15 protein-coding genes and 1 pseudogene are annotated in these 18,667 nt (G+C 59.2%); 6 read left to right on the top strand and 10 right to left on the bottom strand.

Annotated features, from left to right (window positions below):
• The first annotated feature begins 172 nt into the window (after nt 1-172).
• Nucleotides 173-748, top strand: coding sequence for a Crp/Fnr family transcriptional regulator (locus ACTG2O_RS21255; RefSeq protein ID WP_439976604.1), 576 nt, complete (start codon nt 173-175; stop codon nt 746-748).
• Nucleotides 749-805: 57 nt separating this feature from the next.
• The gene (locus ACTG2O_RS21250; protein ID WP_231719506.1) at nt 806-1,369 is read left to right on the top strand and encodes a YgjV family protein; all 564 of its coding nucleotides are present in this window, start codon (nt 806-808) and stop codon (nt 1,367-1,369) included.
• An 8-nt stretch (nt 1,370-1,377) separates the two neighbouring features.
• Here the strand turns inward: ACTG2O_RS21250 and ACTG2O_RS21245 are convergent, their stop codons facing one another.
• The 5 genes from ACTG2O_RS21245 to ACTG2O_RS21225 all read right to left on the bottom strand — a co-directional run bounded on the left by ACTG2O_RS21245 (nt 1,378) and on the right by ACTG2O_RS21225 (nt 5,889).
• Nucleotides 1,378-2,235 carry a lytic transglycosylase domain-containing protein gene (locus ACTG2O_RS21245; protein WP_439976603.1) on the bottom strand — a complete coding sequence of 286 codons (858 nt, stop codon included), beginning with the start codon at nt 2,233-2,235 and terminating at the stop codon, nt 1,378-1,380.
• Nucleotides 2,236-2,390: 155 nt separating this feature from the next.
• Nucleotides 2,391-2,579, bottom strand: coding sequence for a hypothetical protein (locus ACTG2O_RS21240; RefSeq protein WP_043822919.1), 189 nt, complete (start codon nt 2,577-2,579; stop codon nt 2,391-2,393).
• 204 nt (nt 2,580-2,783) lie between these two features.
• Nucleotides 2,784-3,389 carry a DUF2076 domain-containing protein gene (locus ACTG2O_RS21235; protein WP_231719504.1) on the bottom strand — a complete coding sequence of 202 codons (606 nt, stop codon included), beginning with the start codon at nt 3,387-3,389 and terminating at the stop codon, nt 2,784-2,786.
• Nucleotides 3,390-3,499: 110 nt separating this feature from the next.
• Nucleotides 3,500-4,513 (bottom strand): NAD-dependent epimerase, encoded by a 1,014-nt coding sequence (locus tag ACTG2O_RS21230; protein ID WP_231719503.1) that lies wholly within the window; start codon nt 4,511-4,513, stop codon nt 3,500-3,502.
• Complete coding sequence (locus ACTG2O_RS21225) at nt 4,510-5,889, bottom strand: UDP-glucose dehydrogenase family protein (RefSeq protein ID WP_231719502.1); 1,380 nt, start codon at nt 5,887-5,889, stop codon at nt 4,510-4,512. Before ACTG2O_RS21225 ends, ACTG2O_RS21230 begins: the two co-directional genes overlap by 4 nt.
• Nucleotides 5,890-6,132: 243 nt before the next feature.
• On the opposite strand from ACTG2O_RS21225, the gene ACTG2O_RS21220 reads away from it, so the two are divergent.
• Entirely contained in the window at nt 6,133-6,744 is a 612-nt protein-coding gene (locus ACTG2O_RS21220) for a YitT family protein (protein ID WP_005349421.1), read from the top strand.
• A 101-nt stretch (nt 6,745-6,845) separates the two neighbouring features.
• Here ACTG2O_RS21220 and ACTG2O_RS21215 read toward each other — a convergent pair whose 3' ends face one another.
• The 5 genes and pseudogenes from ACTG2O_RS21215 to ACTG2O_RS21195 form a co-directional block, all read right to left on the bottom strand.
• Complete coding sequence (locus tag ACTG2O_RS21215; protein WP_439976602.1) at nt 6,846-7,892, bottom strand: ABC transporter ATP-binding protein; 1,047 nt, start codon at nt 7,890-7,892, stop codon at nt 6,846-6,848.
• Nucleotides 7,889-8,947, bottom strand: coding sequence for an ABC transporter ATP-binding protein (locus ACTG2O_RS21210; RefSeq protein ID WP_139493711.1), 1,059 nt, complete (start codon nt 8,945-8,947; stop codon nt 7,889-7,891). Before ACTG2O_RS21210 ends, ACTG2O_RS21215 begins: the two co-directional genes overlap by 4 nt.
• 31 nt (nt 8,948-8,978) lie before the next feature.
• Complete coding sequence (locus ACTG2O_RS21205) at nt 8,979-10,796, bottom strand: extracellular solute-binding protein (protein WP_279497522.1); 1,818 nt, start codon at nt 10,794-10,796, stop codon at nt 8,979-8,981.
• Nucleotides 10,797-10,945: 149 nt separating this feature from the next.
• On the bottom strand, nt 10,946-11,989 hold the full coding sequence (locus ACTG2O_RS21200) for an ABC transporter permease (protein WP_236321201.1): 1,044 nt from the start codon (nt 11,987-11,989) through the stop codon (nt 10,946-10,948).
• A 109-nt stretch (nt 11,990-12,098) separates the two neighbouring features.
• Nucleotides 12,099-13,123, bottom strand: a pseudogene (locus tag ACTG2O_RS21195) (ABC transporter permease subunit).
• A gap of 739 nt (nt 13,124-13,862) precedes the next feature.
• Here ACTG2O_RS21195 and ACTG2O_RS21190 point away from each other — a divergent pair.
• From ACTG2O_RS21190 to ACTG2O_RS21180, 3 genes are all read left to right on the top strand, one after another.
• On the top strand, nt 13,863-16,418 hold the full coding sequence (locus tag ACTG2O_RS21190) for a TonB-dependent receptor (RefSeq protein WP_439976601.1): 2,556 nt from the start codon (nt 13,863-13,865) through the stop codon (nt 16,416-16,418).
• Between the two features lie 108 nt (nt 16,419-16,526).
• A complete protein-coding gene (locus ACTG2O_RS21185) occupies nt 16,527-17,291 on the top strand; it encodes a DUF3450 domain-containing protein (RefSeq protein WP_005343435.1) in 765 nt (254 codons plus the stop codon).
• The gene (locus ACTG2O_RS21180) at nt 17,288-18,661 is read left to right on the top strand and encodes a MotA/TolQ/ExbB proton channel family protein (RefSeq protein WP_107682561.1); all 1,374 of its coding nucleotides are present in this window, start codon (nt 17,288-17,290) and stop codon (nt 18,659-18,661) included. Before ACTG2O_RS21185 ends, ACTG2O_RS21180 begins: the two co-directional genes overlap by 4 nt.
• Nucleotides 18,662-18,667: the final 6 nt, after the last annotated feature.

Raw genomic sequence — 18,667 nt, 5'->3', positions numbered from 1 at the left:
GTCGACACAGGTCAACCGGGTTCCAAAAAACCCGTCGATTGTAAACCAACGGACGAGGGGGGGCAAAGGTGGCACCCGGCTATGTCCCCCCTTTGCCGCTGTGGTCACGCCTTGCTGCATCAGCCGTGCAATTTGGGCATGATGTGGGCTGCCGTTTTGTTCCGGAGCCGTCATGAACCCATCTCCTCAAGCCCCCTCACTGGCCGCCTTTCTCTGCACTATGGGATTGGACGCTGTGCTGAGCGAAGCCATCAGCCTGCGCTTGCCACGGCAGACGCTGCGCGCCGGTCAGGTGCTGTTGGCGCAAGGGGACAAACAGGAGGCTGCCTTCTATATCGAAACGGGCATCGCCCGTGCCTGCCACTACACCCGGGATGGGCAGGAGCGCTGCAAGGAGTTCTACTTCGAGGGGGAGCTCTGCCTGCTTTACGACAGCTGGCTCACTGGGTCGCCCGCCCGCTATCAGCTGGAGGCGCTGACGGAGCTGCAGGTGGTGCGGGTGCCAATCGCCCTGCTGGATGAGCCCGTCTGGCAGCCGGTCTGCATGGCCCTGCTGCGTCAGCAGCTCGGTTACAAGGAGCGCAAGGAGGCGTTTTTGCTGCTCCACTCCCCCGAAGAGCGTTATCGGGATCTCTGCCACACCTTCCCCCACTGGCCTGCACGACTGACCCAAGTACAGCTCGCCAACTACATCGGCATCAGCCCGGTTACCCTGTCACGGATCCGCAGGCGCATTAACACGGGTTAATGCCACCTGCTGGTTGCCACTTCATGCTGCGTCATCCAAATGACGGATGAGGGGTGGATGATGTCGCTGTTTCTGTGGTCGCAACTGGTGGTTAGCCTGGCCTTGTTGCTCGATCTGTTGTCGTTTCAGTTGCGGGATCGCCGCAGGATCCTGGCCTGCTTGGCCCTCTCCTGCGCCCTTAATGCCGGTCACTTTGCCCTGCTCGGGCAGTGGTCGGCGGCCAGCCTGTTGCTGCTGGCCAGCGTACGCTTTCTGGTCAGCATCTGGCTGGTTCGCCGCATCTTGATGTGGTTTTTCATTGGGTTGGCCTGTGCGGCGGCGCTGGCGACCTATCAGGGCCTGCTCTCATGGATCGGGCTGCTGGCGAGCCTGCTGCAAACCCGGGCCGCGTTTTGCCCGGATGATCGCCTGTTGCGGCGCTGGATGCTGCTCGGCACCCTCTGCTGGCTTGGCAATAACCTGCTGGTGGGCTCTCCGGTCGCCGTGCTGATGGAGGGGCTGTTTCTGGTCAGCAATCTGGTGGGTTACTACCGCCACTATGGCTTCGATTATTGGGGGCGTGGCCGCCACAGTGGCCGCAGAAAGAGGCGTGTGCCGCCTTCCGATCGGGCGAGCTCCTGATTTTCCGCTCAGGGCTGCTTGTGGCCAGCGAAGTAGAGCACCCGTTTCACATACTCCTGCGTCTCGTCATAGGGCGGGATCCCGCCATAGCGTTCCACCGCTTTTTCCCCGGCATTGTAGGCTGCCGAGATCAGTACCCAGTCGCCATCGAAGCGGCGATCCAGCCATTTGAGATAACTGACGCCACCCTTGATGTTCTGGGCCGGATCGAATGGCCGGGTTACCCCGAACCGTTGCTGGGTTTCGGGGATCAGCTGCATTAGCCCCTGAGCATTCTTGGGTGAAACGGCGCGGCTGTTGAGATTGGATTCGGCGATGGCAATCGCCAGTACCAGCCGGGCATCCACCTTATGGTGTTTGGCGGCGTGACGCAGCATGGTGACCAGCTTTTGCTTGGCCGGGGGCTGGCGGGCAACCCAGGTGTCGACATTGAAGGGAGTGGAGGGGAGCCCGGCCAGATAGCTACCCTGCCCGCCACGGATCCCAATGCCGCACTGATCACCCATGGGGGCATTGCCGATGCGGGCGTTGTAGTAACGGGCGGCCTGTTGGTTACCCAGGCGCATCGCCATGGCGAGATAGCTGTTGGCCATTTTCGCGCTGCGCACCGAGGCGGGGCCGGTGGCGAGCAGGCGACCGATCCGGAAATATCCTTCAGGGTTGCCGGTGCTGGCGGCGACACAGTAGAGGGCGATGGCCTTTTGCAGATTGCCGTGTTGCTGGGCCACTTGACCCTGCTTGATCGCCGTTAGCGCCTTGGGGGCCTGTCTGAAATCCCTGCCCTGTGCCATCGCCCGCGGCGTACCTGCCAGTAACAACGACAAAAAAAGCAGCAAAAACAGTCCGTTTTCGCTGATGTGCCTCATGGGTTATCTCCTGTTTGAGTACAGAAGATATAGAGGAACATGGCTGCTATCGCCACGAACCCAGTGGATCCTGTTGTTATAGCGGGGGGATTTCAGAGAGCAAAACGGTATGGAACTAACGGCATCTCGACAGTTTCACACCATTTTTCATCCGGTTAAAAGTCGTGGTGATACTCCTGCTCATCCAGCACGGCGGGAGGAAGCGCGCGATAGAAGCTGCCAATTTCGCTGACAACCCAGAGCGAAAGCAGGGCCAGCAGGCTGAGCAGGGGAAGCAGAGAGTGGCTCTGGGTCAGGGCATAGGCCGCAATGGCGGCACCGGTCAAAAGCAGGGTTCGGATCATGAGGTGGCTCCTTGTCGTCATGGGGGTGTTGCGTGGCCACGGACAGAGCGCCTGGGGTCGGGAGTTGTTCCCGGGTGGCACGAAGCGCGCTGAGTATATCGCGTCATGCCGCTGCCGATCCGTGGTGTCATCACACTTTCCATAGTCATGGGTTTCGTATCGAGTTGGGCCCCGCCAGATGCGGGGCCAGTAATGGTTTGACGGTCAGAAGAAACCGCCGTTGTTATCGTCACTGTCGGCCCAGCCGCCACTCAGGTTATCGTCGTCGAGAAAATTGCTGCCAGCATCGGGAGGTGAATCCCAGCCGTCCCAGCGCACCGGTTCCGCATCGACCGGATTGGCGATGGGGGCAGGCTCTATGATGTCGATGATCTCCTCGGGCCGATTGTTGTGAAACAGTCCGCCGATCATATCGGCCAGCATCACGCCACCGGCCACACCGGCGGCGGTTTGCAGGGCGCCGCCCAAAAAGGAGCTGGCACGGGGTGCTAGCTGGGCAGGAGCGGATGCCGGTGGCGGCGTAAAGCGCGGGGGCGGGCTGCTTTCGCTACCAAACAGGCCGGAGAGAAAACTGCCGCCATTTGGGGCGCTCTGGCTGGCTTCCAGCTCCTTGACCCGCTCGTTGAGGCGAGTAAGGGCAGCCTGCTGAATTAGCAGCGCCTGGGCCATGTAGTAGGGGGCATCGGGCTGCTGGGCCAGATGCTGGCGGATCAGCTGATCCGCTTGTTGGTCTCGCTTGCTATCCCTGGCTTGCGCTTGCTTGAGGCGGTCGAACAGTCCATTGATCAGACCCTGTTCCTGTGATTGCATCTCAAATCCTCGCTATGGTGCGCAGACAGTGCGTTCAGCCATCCTAAAACCCGCGGAGCATCAGTGGTATCTGATTAACTCATCAATGACCGAGGGGCTACCCGCGCTCGTCAGCGGGCGGGTCGGTAGTAGTCGAGATACCAGCGGACAAACTCGGCAACCCCCTGCTTGAGAGGCGTAGCGGGGCGCAGGCCGGTGAGGGTGTGTAGCGGTTCGCTGTCGGCCCAGGTGGCGTGCATGTCGCCTGCCTGCATCGGCAGCATCCGCTTGATGGCGGGTTTGCCGATGGCCTCTTCCAGCGCCTCGATAAAATCGAGCAGCCGCACCGGCTGGCCGTTGCCGATATTGAGGATGCGGTAGGGGGCGGCGCTCTCGGCCGCGCTCTGCTCGCTGGCGTGCCAATTGGAATTGGGGCGGGGCGGCTGATCGGCGACGGCGAGGATCCCCGCGACGATGTCGTCGATAAAGGTGAAGTCGCGGCTGAGATCGCCGTTGTTATAGACGTCGATAGGCTCTCCCGCGAGGATGGCGCGAGTGAACTTGATTATGGCCATGTCGGGGCGGCCCCAGGGGCCGTAGACGGTAAAGAAGCGCAGCCCTGTGGTGGGCAGGCCATAGAGCGCCGAGTAGGCGTGGGCCATCAGCTCGCCGCTCTTCTTGGTGGCGGCGTAGAGGGAGACGGGGTGATCTACCTGCTGCGCGGTGGAGTAGGGCATCTGATCCCCCATGCCATAGACCGAGCTGGAGGAGGCGTAGATGAGGTGCTGAATCCCGTGGTGACGACACCCCTCCAGCACCGTCAGCATGCCGGTGAGGTTACTGTCGGCATAGGCGAACGGATTGTCGATGGAGTGACGCACCCCCGCCTGTGCCCCCAGATGGATCACCCGCTCGAAACCGTGACGGGCAAAGAGAGCCGCCATCGCCTCGCGATCCGCCAGATCAAGCCGCTCGAAGTGAAAATGGGGGAAACTGGCCAGTTGGGCCAGCCGCGCCTCTTTCAGACTCACCGCGTAGTAGTCGTTGAGGTTGTCGAGCCCCACCACACGATGGCCTGCGGCGCACAGCTTGCTGGCCACATGAAAACCGATAAAACCGGCGACGCCGGTAACCAGATAGATCATGGTTGAGTCTCCGGGTTGCAGCTGGTGTTGGCAGGCTGCTTTTTGGCGGGAAGATGTGGCCGCCCGATGGCGTGATAGTCAAACCCGATCTCGCTGAGCTGGCGTGGCTCATAGAGGTTGCGGCCATCGATGATGACGGGCTGGTTGAGCAGGGCCTTTAGCTGCTGGAAATCGGGGGCGCGAAACGCCTGCCACTCGGTGCAGATCAGCAGGGCATCGGCCCCTTCCAGTGCAGATTCCTGAGTGGGGCAGAGCAGCAGATCCGGCCGCTCGCCGTAAAGCTCATGGGCGCGCCCCATCGCCTTGGGATCAAAGGCCTGCACCCGGCCACCGGCAGCCCAGATGGCGGCCAGCAGCGGGCGGCTCGGCGCATCGCGCATATCGTCGGTACCGGGTTTGAACGCCAGTCCCCACAGGGCAAAGGTGCGGCCGCGCAGATCCGGGCCGAAGCGGGTCAGCAGGGTTTGCGCCATCTTCTGTTGCTGGCGCTGGTTGACCTGCTCGACCGCTGCCAGCAGCGGGGCGTCGCAGCCGACACTCGCCGCGGTATGGCGCAACGACTTGATATCTTTGGGGAAGCAGGAGCCGCCGTAGCCGCAGCCCGGGTAGATAAAGTGGTAACCGATGCGGGGATCGGCCCCCATCCCCTGGCGCACCGCCTCGATATCGGCCCCCAGTTGCTCGGCGAGGGCCGCCATCTCGTTCATAAAGGAGATCTTGGTGGCCAGCATGGCGTTGGCGGCGTATTTGGTGAGCTCGGCGCTGCGCAGATCCATCACCACGATCCGGTCGTGATTGCGGTTGAAGGGGGCGTAGAGGGCGCGCAACTGCTCAAGTGCCCGCTCGCTGTCACAGCCGATGATGATGCGATCCGGCCGCATGCAGTCGTTGACCGCCGCTCCCTCCTTGAGAAACTCGGGATTGGCCGCCACCTCGCAGGCGAGGGTCAGCGCCCGTTCGGCCAACTGTAGCTCAATGTGTTCCCTTACTTGCTGCGTTGTACCGACCGGTACTGTGCTCTTGGTCACCACCAGCTTGGGGCTGCTCATCAGTCGGCCTATGGTGTCGGCCACCGCCAGCACATGTTGCAGATCGGCCGAGCCATCCTCGTCAGCCGGGGTACCCACGGCGATCAGCAGCAGGTCGGCGTGTGCCACGCCAATGGCGGGATCGACCGTGAAGCTCAGGCGGCCGCTGGCCAGATGGCTCTCGACCAGCGGGGCCAACCCCGGCTCATAGAAGGGGATCTGCCCCAGCCTGAGGGCGGCGATCCGCTCATCATCCACATCCACGCAGCAGACCTGATGGCCCACCTCAGCCAGAACGGCGGCCTGCACCAGCCCGACATAGCCTGTGCCAAAAATGGTGACCTTCATGAAAAGTGCCTCGTGCTGTGAATGGGGTGATGGCGCGCTTAAACCGCGGCATGCTGCATCTTGGTGCAGCGAGTGTCAATGCCAGATGACAGGCACCAGAATGGGGCGTTCAGCCTGACTGTTGTGATCCTTTTCACAAAAAATAGACTGGACCCCATAACGAAGCCCTGTGGACAGGGCTCGCAGCCCGCCCGCAACGGCAGGCGACAGACACTCTCTCTTTACTTCGCTTGGATACAGGTTATGGACAACACCTCGATTCGCACTGCTCATCCTATTTATGAGGATGTGCTGGCCCTGCTGACGGCGGCCGGCTTTGTTTCCCTCGGCATCTTTCTGTTTCATCAGGTTGGCCTGCTCACCGGCGGGACTGCCGGGCTGGCACTGTTGTTGCAAAAAGTGACCGGCATCAGCTTCGGCCTGCTGTTTTTCGGCATCAACCTGCCCTTCTATGCGTTGGCATGGCTGCGGATGGGACCACGTTTTACCTTCAACACCTTCGTTTCGGTGGCGGCGGTCTCCTACATGACCGATCACCTCAACGGTGTATTGCAGATCGGCAAGATAGAGCCCCTCTATGCGGCGCTGATCGGCGGTACCTTGATTGGCATGGGGCTGCTCATCATGTTCCGTCACAAGTCGAGTCTGGGGGGCTTCAACATTCTGGCGCTCTTTATTCAGGATCGCTTTGGCATCCGGGCGGGTAAGCTGCAGATGGGGCTCGATTGCGCCATTGTTGTTGCCTCGTTTTTCGTGGTGCAGCCCTGGATTCTGGCGCTCTCCATCGTGGCGGCGGTCATCTGTAATCTGGTGTTGACACTCAACCACAAGCCGGGCCGCTACCAGATTGCCTGACGAGCGGCAGCCGTGACGCGATAAGACAAGAGTGACCCGATAGCACGAGGCGGCCTGATAGCCGCCTCGTCTATTTCTACCCTGGGGTTTGTGCGCTGCGCCTAGCTCGCCTGCTCCAGCCTGCTGTCGCCGCTCATGGCGTTGCCACTGATGGCGCTGCCGCTGATGGCGTGACTACCGACGGCGAGCGGGGTGTGGCAGGCCACCTGATGATGGGACTCATCACACGCCTCAAGCCTTGGCGCCTTGCTTTTGCACAGATCGGTCGCATGGGGACAGCGCTGGTGGAAGTGGCAGCCGCTTGGCGGCGAGATGGGGGAGGGCACATCGCCGGTCAGCAGAATGCGCTGGCTGCGCCTGCGCGGGTCCGGCACCGGAATGGCGGAGATTAGCGCCTGAGTATAGGGGTGGCGCGGCGTCAGATAGAGTGACTGGGCATCCGCCAGTTCGACGATGCGTCCCAGATACATCACTGCGATGCGATCCGAGATGTGTTTGACCACCGACAGATCGTGGGCGATGAAGATGATGGAGAGGTTCATCTCCCGTTGCAGGCTGAGCAGCAGGTTGACGATCTGCGACTGCACCGAGACATCGAGGGCCGAGACCGCCTCGTCGCACACTAGCAGCTTGGGCTTGAGGGCGATGGCGCGGGCGATGCCGATCCGCTGGCGCTGACCGCCGGAAAACTCGTGGGGGTAGCGATCCACCGCGCTGCCCGGCAGGCCCACTTTTGCCAGCAGCTCCTGCACCCAGCCGCGGCGCTGCTCAGTGTTGCCTTTACCGTGGATGATAAAGGGCTCCTCCAAAATCTGGCCCACGGTGTGGCGGCTGTTGAGGGATTCTGCAGGATCCTGAAACACCATCTGCATCTCTTGGCGCAGGGAGCGCATCTCCTTCGGGCTGAGGGCGGTGATATCACGCCCCTCGAAGGTGATGGTGCCCGCGGTCGGCTCGAACAGCTTGAGCAGGCTGCGCCCGAGGGTGGACTTGCCGCAGCCCGATTCACCCACCAGCCCCAGCGTCTCCCCCTGTTTCAGGTCGAAGCTGATGCCATCCACCGCGTGAACCGTATATTGCTTGCGCAGGAACCCGCCTCCCAGCCGGAAGTGCTGTTTCAGATCCCTGACCGATAACAGAGTGCTCATACGGTCAACTCCTTCCAGTAGTGACAGGCGACATGGTGGCGCAGATTTAACTGCTCCACCGCCGGAATGGCGCTGATGCAGAGATCGGTTGCATGGGGGCAGCGGTTGGAGAAGCGGCAGCCAGCGGGCATCTCGTGCAGGGCTGGCACCTGTCCCTTGATGGTCTTGAGCAGGCTCTTGGGCTCATCCTCAAGGCGCGGGATTGAGCTCATCAAGCCGTGGGTATAGGGGTGACGGGGGTGGTCAAACAGTTCGAACACGTCGGCCTGCTCTACCGCCCGCCCGGCGTACATCACCACCACCTCGTCGCACAGCTCCGCCACTACCCCCAGATCGTGGGTAATAAAGATGATGGCCATCCCGGTCTGGGCCTGCAGCTCTTTCATCAATTCGAGGATCTGGGCCTGAATGGTGACATCCAGCGCCGTGGTCGGCTCGTCACAGATAAGCAGGTCTGGCTCGCAGGAGAGCGCCATGGCGATCATCACTCGCTGGCGCATGCCGCCGGAGAGGTTGTGGGGATAGACCGCAAAGCGCTGGGCCGGTTCCGGGATCCCCACCTTCTGCAGCATGGCGATGGCCGCGGCTTTGCGCTGGGCCTTGTCATACTCGGGGCGATGGAGGCGAAACACCTCCATCAGTTGCTCCCCCACCGTCTGCACCGGGTTGAGGGCCGTCATCGGCTCCTGAAAGATCATCGAGATGCGGTTGCCGCGCACCTTGTACATCTGATCCGGCGCAAGCGACAGCAGCTCCTCCCCCTGAAAGCGGATGGAACCGGCCACCACCTGACCGTGGGGCTTGGGCAAGAGCCCCATGATGGCGAGCGAGGTAACGCTCTTGCCACAGCCGGACTCACCGACGATCCCCAGTGTCTGACCCGGGGCTACCTTGAAGCTGACCCCGTCGAGCACTTTGATCTTGCCGTCATCGACGGCGAACTCCACCTCAAGATCGCGTACTTCGAGGATTGGGGCTGGGTGCTGGCCGTTATCAACGGCGAACTCCCCCCCGTTATCCGGTACGTCAAGAATGGGGGCCTGAGTGTTGGGCATAACGGCTGCTCCCTTCGCAATGGCCTGAATATCAATGACGTGCATAGGTCTTGTCGAGCAGGTTGATGGGCGCCAGCGCCTCCCCTGCCTCCTTGGCGTTGCGGGTCTCTTCCTTCACCTTGGGATCGAGCCAGAGCAAACCGCCGCTACTGTGAGGATAACCATCCATCGGCCAGTAGAGCAGATCCGGTGTGTTCTTGGTGGCAGGCACCTCCGGCAGCATCACATAACGCCAGCTGCTGGCCCGCACATAGTTGAGCTGCACCCCGGGCACGAAGATGGCGAGATCATAGATGCGCTGCTGGATCTGCTGAGAGAGCTTGGCCCGCTTGGCCATGTCGAATTCGACGTTGTAGGCGTCGATCAGCGCGTCGAGCTCCTTGTCAGCCACGTTGAACAGGTTGTTGGTCTGCGGTTTGTTGGCGTTGGCGGAGTGGAAAAACTCCCAATATTGCGGATAGAGACCGCCGCCGCCCCAACCGAGCCAAGCCGCTTCGTGTTTCTTCTCCAGCATCACCTTGAAACCGGTGGCGCCATCCACCAGATTGAGCTCCAGATCCAGCCCCGCCTTCTTGGCCTCCTCTTTCAGCACGGTCAGGCGCTTGGAGTGCTCCTGACTGGTGTAGGTGAGCGCCAGCGTCAGCCGCTCCCCCTTCTCATTTTGCAGGATGCCGTCCGGCCCCGGCTTGTTGTAGCCGCCCTTGGCAAAGTACTCCCGCGCCTTGCCGATGTCATAAGCCCGCTCCGGCAGCGTGATGTCAGTGAACTCGCCAAAGCCCGAGTCAAAGGTGGTGGCTCTGTCATAGTCGCCGCGCAGCACGGTCTCGATCATCTTGTCGATGTTGAAGGCGTGCTGGATGCCGAGGCGCACGTTCACGTCCGCCAGCTTGGGGTTGGCCACATTGAGGTGCACCCCCTGACCGCCCTGTTTGGTGTCGGTCATGGCCATTACCTTCTGCACGTAGCCTTTTTTGTACTCCGGGGTGACCGCTTTTTCATGCCACCAGTTGGGCAGGATCATCTCGAAGGTATCGATCTCCCCTTTCAGGAAGTGGCGGAAGGCGATGTTGTGGTCGCGGATCACCTGTACCTTGATGGTGTCGATGTTGAATCTGTGCTGGTTGTAGCGATCATCCTTTGCCCACCAATCCTTCTGCTTGCTGAAGGTGACCGACTTGCCCTTCTTGACGTCGCTGATCACGTAGGGGCCGGTGGTGGGCACCACGGACCAGTTGTACTGCTTCACCCAGTTGGGGGTCAGCTTGTAGTAGTGCTTGGGCTGGGGCCACAGCTCGGTGGTGTTGAGCAGGTCCATCTTGGCCTTGCGGTTGCCCGCTTTGACCATAATGGTGTGATCATCGATCTTCTCTACCGCTACCACTTCAGTGGTGTAGTAGTTGTTGAACCAGGGCCCCTTGATGTGTTTGGAGCGCATCATCTCGTAGCCGAAGGTGTAGTCGTCAGCATTGACCGGCTTGCCATCCGACCATTTGGCGCGGGGATCCAGCTTGAAGTAGACGGTCTGGCTGTCTGGCGCGATGGCCCAGTGGGTCGCGAGCGAGGGGATGGGGTTGCCGGTATTGGGGTGGAAGCTGATGAGCCGCAACTGGTTATCGAGAATAAAGGAGCGGAACGATCCGTTGGAGTCAGGCCCCACGGTGCGAAACGTCAGCGGAAAGCTCTCCACAAACATATTGAGGCTGCCGCCCGGCAGCGCCTTGGGGGAGGCGAACACAGGATCCGTGTCGTTGGTCTCCCATTTGAGATCCGCGGGCAGGCTGGCCGCCCAGACCCAGGATCCGTTTACCAGCACAAAGAGAGCACCTATCCATTTGATTTTATTTTTCATGTTTGACTTCCAGGTCTGGCCCCTGCACTGGGGGTCTTGATTGATAACGGGATTATCCCTTGCTCCCGGGACCGCCGATGGCGGCGGCCCGTCCTTCATTAATCACTGTTCGTTACCCGGCGCCTGCCGATGCGCTGGCATCGGCTGGCTCATTGGTAACGGGTAAATTTGCGCGGATCGAACGCCTCGCGGATCGCCTCACCGATAAAGGAGACCATGATCAGCACCAGACTCACCGCTGCCACCACTGAGCTGACGATCCAGATGGCATCCAGATTGTTGATGCCCTGGGAGAGCAGTTCCCCCCAGCTCGGGGTCGGCGGTGCCAGCCCGAAGCCCAGATAGTCGAGTGCCGTCAGGGTCGAGATATTGCCCACCACGGCGAACGGCGCCAGGGTGACGATCATCATCAGGGTGTTGGGCAGGATGTGGTTGAAGATGATCCGCCCGGTGGTCGCCCCTTGCGCCCGCGCCGCCATCACATAGTCCCGCGCCCGCTCCTTGTAGGTGAGGGTGCGCATATACCAGGTGATCCCCATCCAGCCGAACAGCACGTTGATGGCGACAAACAGGCCGAAGTTGGGCTTGGCCAGCGACACCAGGATCATGATGACGTAGAGAAACGGCACCTGGGACCAGATCTCGATAAAGCGTTGCAGGATGAGGTCGAAGCGGCCGCCGAGAAAGCCCATCAGACAGCCTATGGTGACTCCGATGGCGTAACTGGCCGCCAGCGCGATAAAGGCAAAGCCGATGGCGATGCGAAAGCCGTAAACCAGTCGCGCCAGCACGTCTCGGCCGCTGGTGTCGGTGCCGAGGAAGTGGCGCTCAGCCGCGCTGGGGGCGTAAGGCGGGTAGGCATCCTCTTTGAAATCCTGCTCGTAGGGGTTCCAGGGTACTGGCGGCAGCAGCACCCAGTCGCCCTGGCCCTCTGCGGCAAACTTGGCCTTGAGCTGGCGGTAGTTGGTTTCGTACTCGTAATCGAGCCCGAACTGCTGGCCGGGGATCACATCGCCATAGGTGGGGAAGTGCAGCTGGCCCTGATAGCTCACCATCAGTGCCCGGCTGTTGACCAGCAGCTCTGCCAACAGGGAGAGCAGCACCAGGGTGGTGAAGATGATGAAGGAGTAGTAACCGCGCTTGATCGACTTGAAGCGGTTGAGTTTTTTCAAGGTAACCGGATTAAGCTTCATGGTCAGTCTCCAAACCGCACGCGGGGATCAACAGAAGGTGCAACGCAGATATCGGAGACGATATGGCGTGATATCAGCATCGGCATGGCAATAGAGGTCTGGTTCATGGTCAATCTCCAAACCGCACGCGCGGATCAACCAGGGCAACGCAGATATCGGAGACGATATTGCCAATCAGCATCAGCATGGAGGTGATGGCCAGAATGCCCATGACGGTGGGGTAATCCCGTTCGACGATAGCCTCGTAACCGAGCAGGCCGATGCCGTCGATGTTGAAGATGGTCTCGATGAGGAAGGAGCCGCCAAAGAAAACGGTGAGCACAGACCCCAGGTGACTGGCGATGGGGATCAGGCTGTTGCGCATGGCATGGTCGGTGACCGCCTTGCGAAACGGCAACCCCTTGGCCACCGCAGTACGCACATAATCGGCCGACAGGTTCTCCATCAGGCTGTTTTTCATGGTCATGGTGAGGATGGCGAAATCGCCGATGGCGTAGGCGATAAGCGGCAGCAGGGCGTGGGCAAAGACAGTGCGGATCTGATCCCAGCTGCTCTCCATGTACTCAAAATCATCCCCCGGAAAACCGCCCATCGGCAGCCACTCCAGATGGAAGGCGAAGACGGTGATGAGGAAGATCCCCACCACGTAGGCGGGCAGGGCATAGGCCATGTAGATAAGCATGGAACTTAACGAGTCGAAGCGGCTGTTGTGCCTGAGCGCCTTCGCCACCCCGAGCGGAATGGAGACCGCATAGCTCAGCAGAAAGGTTGCCAGCCCGAAGAAGGCGGTAACGGGGAGTCGCTCCTTGATGAGATCCCACACCGGCTCGTAGTAGCGGGTCGATTCGCCCAGATCCATCACCGCCAGCTTCTGCAGCCACTCCCAGTAGGCGACCAGCATGGGCTTGTCGAGGCCATAGAAGGCCTTGAGCTCCTCGATCTGCTCATCGGAGAGGGCCTGCGCCCCCTTGCTGCCGCTGGAGCGGCCAGATTCATTCTGGGAACCTGGGCTTGCAGCAGCATGCGCTCGACCGGTCCGCCCGGCACGAAACGGGTGATGGTGAAGACGAGCAGGGTGATACCGAGAAACGTCGGAATGATCAAAAGCATCCGGCGTAGGAAATACGACAGCATGGTGGAACCTCGTCCTTGTTGTTCTTTTTTGCGGCCAGTCAAATCCGGTGACGGGCCTGTCCTTCCTGGCATTACGCGCTGGATTGGTTGCCAAACAGCAGACAATCCGCTTGGCCACTGTAAAAGCTCTGCAACAAAAATCAAGTACAAGGAAATGGAAAACTGGGACAAATGACCCGCTGAGACCAAAAGCACCGAAAAATGACGTTTTTTATCTGAAAAGTGAAAATCAAAACAAAACGCTACTGCTCAACATTATTTTAAAAAATATAAACAGCTGTTTGTTTGAGTTTTTGGTGTTTTTAAGTTGTTGATTGATAGCGTTTTTGTTTGAGCGGTGAAATTGAAGGAAAACGATATCATCTCGACGATTTTAACTGTTATCCCCATGGGAGCGGTCAGGTTCAACCCTCATGAAGTTAGTGTTTTATTCTTATTAAGGCCGATAAATCAAAATAAGATATAAACGGACAGCACGTTAACTAATAAGTTCATCAAATTTTAATTCAGCGCCATTTACGCCATTTAACAATGTTTTTACATTGTGCGGGTTGTTTTTGGCAGAATTATTCACTAATTATGCCGGTCAAAATTAATACACTCCGCTTATTCTACGTCCGACCTCGCCGCCCCCCAGCTCCATTGACGTCGCTAGTCAAAGATTGATAAGCCTTACACATCGCTCCAAAGAGGGCGGTATCAGGAAGCAAACAATAAACAACCAGGAAGGATATAAGCGATGCTTAGGAAGAGCAGAATCTCTGCTGCGATTGCGTTCGCCTTGGCGAGCCTTGCGGCGGCCCCATCCGTATCTGCCGAAGAAGGGCAGAACGTCGAAAAACTGCAGAAAATCAAAGTCACTGGCTCTCGTATCTCCCGTGTTGATGTTGAGGGGGCGACTCCGGTTGTCTCTGTCAGCAAAGCCCAAATTGAACAGTCTGGTCAGCAGACTGTGGCCGATTATCTGAAACAGGCCTCCTATAACTCCTTTGGTGGTTTCTCCCCATCCTCCGGTAGTTCCGCCCAATCACAAGCCACAGTAGGGCTGCGTGGTCTTGGTGAAGATCGCACGCTGGTGCTGCTTAATGGCAAGCGTATCGCCGGTTCTCCCTCCATGGGCGGCACTGCCATCAACCTCAACACCATCCCCATGGCGGCGGTTGAGCGGGTGGAAGTGAACCTGGACGGTGGCTCCGCCCTGTATGGCTCTGATGCCATCGGCGGCGTTATCAACGTGATCCTCAAAGAGGGTTTCGAAGGGCTGACTTTCCAGGGACGTATTGGTTCACCGACCGAAGAGGGTGGTGACGAGCAGAGTGGTTCCATCGTTAGCGGCATCTCGGGTGAGAAAGGCTCCCTGATGATGGTCTACGAGCACGATGTGAAAGACGAGATCTATTACAAGGATCGCGACTATCTGGCGAAAGAGGGGGCAACTGCTCCGAGTCTCTATGGCCGCAATATCAAGGGAGTGGATGCCACTACCGGCAAGACGGTTACCCGTACCCTGAAGGGAGTTGACTGTGAAGGTACCGGCACCGGTTTCGTCACCAAGGGCACGGCTTGCCGCTTCGACTTTGCCCAGGTCGCTGCCAAGACTGCCTCTCGTACCCGCGATACCGTTTATCTCAACGGGCGCTACCATATCAACGACAATGTGGATTTCGTGCCACAGATGATTGGCTCCCGCGTCACCAGTTTTGGCCGCTTCGCGCCAGCTGCCGGTGCCTTCACCGTGGATGGTTCCACCCCTGAAAGCGCAGCAGTTCTGTCTGCCAACAACTTCAGCACCGCCAAGGCCGCGACCGTGTACTACCGCTTTAACAACGTCGGCCCCCGTGACAACGATGTGACTGACTTGACCGGTACCCTGAACCTGGGTTTTGAAGGGGTGGTGCCGACCGAAGCGGTAGGCGATGTGGAATGGAATGCCGGTTACATGTATTCCAAAACAGATAACCAGAGTACTGGTAATGGGTATGTGCTGGCCCCCGCTGTGGAAACTCAGGTCAATACCGGCAAGTTCGTTAATGGCAGCTTCTCTGATGCGGCTACCAAGGATCTTTCTTATACCACCAGTCGCAACTCCAAGATGGACTTCTTCCAGTGGTACGGTGGCGTGGGTTGGGAGATGGGTGAACTGCCCGCTGGCCCGGTCAGCTGGTATCTGGGGGCCGAGTATAACGATTGGGTTTACTCCGATACCTATGACAGCCAGTCCGAAGCAGGCAACGTACTGGGCTCATCCGGTAACTCCGGTGGCGGTGTGCGCGATGTGTTTGCCACCTACATCGAGAGCCTGATCCCCATCACCGAGCAGATCGAGCTGAACCTGGCGGGTCGTTACGACAAGTACAGCGATTTTGGCAGCGCCTTCTCGCCCAAAGCGAGTTTGCGTTATCAACCGCTCGACCAGCTGATGTTCCGTACCTCCTGGTCCCAGTCTTTCCGCGCGCCGGGTCTGAACGATCTCTATGCGGCGGATGCCCAGTCAGCGGACTTTGCCAAGGACTATGTCTACTGCCAGGCCAATGGCATTGCCAACTGTTCCGAAGCGCAGTACGAGACAACACGTCAATCCAACAAGAACCTGAAGGAAGAGACGGCTGACACCTTTACCATCGGTGCTGCTTACAACCCGCTGGACAACCTGAACCTGTCGCTCGATTACTACTACATCAAGATTGATGACGTGATCCAGCTGGCTAACACCCAGACCCAGTTCTATCAGGAGCTCAATACCGGCAGCAACCCGAACGTCATCCGTGATGCCAACGGCGATGTCGAGAAGGTCTATGCCGGCATGGTCAACTTGGGGCAGCTCAAGACCAGTGGTATCGACTTCAAGGCGGACTACAAGTACGACTTCAACTCCTTCACCCTGCGTTACGACTTTGGCAGCAGCTACATCCTGAAATATGAGGAAGGTCTGTTTGCTGGTGGCCCAATGGTCGACAAGAAGGGCTGGAATGGCAAACCCGACTTCCGCTTCAACTCCGGGATCGGTGCCAACTTCCCGCAGCTGTGGAATCTGGATACCTACCTGAGCACCAACTATATCGACTCCCAGAGTCAGGACTATGTGGATGACAAGGAAGAGGGCCATATCGCTTCCAACACAATCTGGAACCTGAACGTGGCGGTTGATACCAGCTGGAATGGCAAGATCCAGACCGGTGTGAAGAACATGTTCAACCGTGGGCCTTCCCTGTCCAACGATGGTTTCACTTACGATGAATACCTCTACGGCATCGACGGTCGCGTCTACTACATCGACTACACCCAGAAGTTCTAATCAACCCTGTTGATATACAACCTCAGCCGGCCCGGTCGGGCCGGCTGTGCCCAACGTCCAAGGAAGTTACGGAGATAGGGTAATCCTATGAAGACAAGGACCATTACAATGAAGAAAGCGCTCCTTGGCAGCCTGGTTTCGGCCGCCTTGTTGACCAGCTTCAATCTGAGTGCCGCCACTGCCGGTCAGGCCGTGGACGCTCAAGCCGCCACCGACAACGCATCAAAAGTTTCCCAGCAGAAGATCGACAGCTATGCCGAATCTGCAGAATCCGCACTGGCCCAGTACAAGGCCGCCCTGCGTCAGGTCGACAGTCTGCGAACCTACAACGAGCAGGTGAGCAAGATGGTCGAGTCCCAGAGTGCCGAGCTGGCGTCGATGCAAAAGCAGATCGCCCAGATTGATCAGACCAGCACCGAAGTGGTGCCCCTGATGCTCAAGATGATCGACTCCCTCGAGCAGTTTGTGGCGCTGGATCTGCCGTTCCAGAAGGTCGAGCGCGAGGACCGTGTGGCGGCTCTGACCGACCTGATGAACCGTGCTGATGTCACCATCTCCGAGAAGTACCGCAAGATCCTGGAGGCTTACCAGATCGAGGAGGGCTTCAGCCGCACCATCGAATCCTACAAGGCGAGCCTGGACAAGGATGGCAGCGAGAAGACCTACGAGTTCCTGCGGGTTGGCCGCATCGCGCTGCTCTATCAATCCCCGGATGGCAATGAGACCGGGATGTGGAACAAGAAGACTCGCCAGTGGGAAGAGTTGCCCCAGGAGTATCGCAGTGCGGTTGAACAGGGCCTTCGCATCGCCAAGAAGCAGGCGCCTCCCGCGCTGATCAAGCTGCCGGTTCAAACTGCGGAGAAAGCATCATGAAAGGAATCAAACTTGCTATTGCCTCCCTGATTGCGGGAGCAACCCTGGTCACCCTGCCGGTGACCGCCGCCGAAAAACCGGTGGATCTCAATGCGCTGCTGAATCAGGTCAAGGCCTCCAGCCTGAGCGAATCCCAACTCAACAAGGAGCGGGAAGCCCGCTTCCTGGCTGACAAGAACGAGCAGGGGGCGCTGCTGGCCAAGGCCAAGGCCGAGCTGGCTGCCGAAACCGCCAAGGGCGAGCAGCTCAAGGCGACCTTTGATGCCAACGACAAGCAGCTGACCGAACTGACCGAAACCCTGCGCCAGCGTTCCGGCAACATGGGCGAGATGTTCGGCGTACTGCGTCAGTTCGCCGGTGAGTTCAAGGGGATCTTCAATGCCTCCGCCCGTCGGGTCGAGCATCCGGAACAGACCGCGCTGCTGACCCGTCTGGCCGAGAGTAAAGAGCTCCCCTCCAGCGACGATCTGGAAGCGTTCTGGACCACCACCCTCAGCCGCATGGTGGACGGTGGCAAGGTGAGCCAGATCCCGGCGACCGTGGTCTACGGCGAAGGCAACCAAGCCGAGAAGACGGTCACCCAGATCGGTGAGTTCAACACTGTCTCCGAAGGCAAGTACCTCACCTTCGTGCCGGAGACCGGCAAGTTCGAGCAGCTTTCCCGTCAACCTGACAAGGGGGTGCTGGAACCGATCGCCGAGTTTGAACAGGGTGGTGACGGGGTCAAACCCATCTTTATCGACCCGTCTCGCGGCGTGATCCTCTCTCTGCTGGTGCAGTCACCGACTCTCAAGGAGCGGATCGATCAGGGTGGTGAAGTGGGTTACGTCATCATGGTGCTCGGTGTGCTCGGTACCCTGCTGGCCATCTTCTGCGGTATCCGGCTGTCGTTGATCGGCTCGTCCATGCGCAAGCAGCTGAAATCCGATCAGATCATCAAGGGCAACCCCATTGGTGACATGCTGGGAGCCTACCAGAGCCATCGCGGTGACAACATCGAGGATCTGGAGTCCAAGCTCGACGAGATCATCCTGCGCAACGTGCCCAAGTTCGAGAAGGGTATCAGCATCATCAAGCTGATCGCCTCCGTCGCGCCGCTGCTGGGCCTGCTCGGCACCGTAGTGGGGATGATCGCCACCTTCCAGGCCATCACATTGTTCGGTACCGGCGATCCCAAGCTGATGGCGGGCGGTATCTCGGAGGCGCTGGTGACCACCATGCAGGGTCTGGTCGTCGCGGTGCCCATGCTGTTCCTCTACACCATTGTGCAGACCCAGAGCCGTCGTCTGATCCAGGTGCTGGAAGAGCAGAGCGCCGGTTTCGTCGCCCGTTATCAGGAACGTCTGCACGCCTCCAAAGCCGCAGCGTAAGGAGTC

The sequence above is a fragment of the Aeromonas sp. 61P genome (assembly GCF_051919545.1).
In the GTDB taxonomy this organism is placed as follows: domain Bacteria; phylum Pseudomonadota; class Gammaproteobacteria; order Enterobacterales; family Aeromonadaceae; genus Aeromonas; species Aeromonas veronii.
This window is presented reverse-complemented; position numbering and strand designations above follow the sequence as displayed.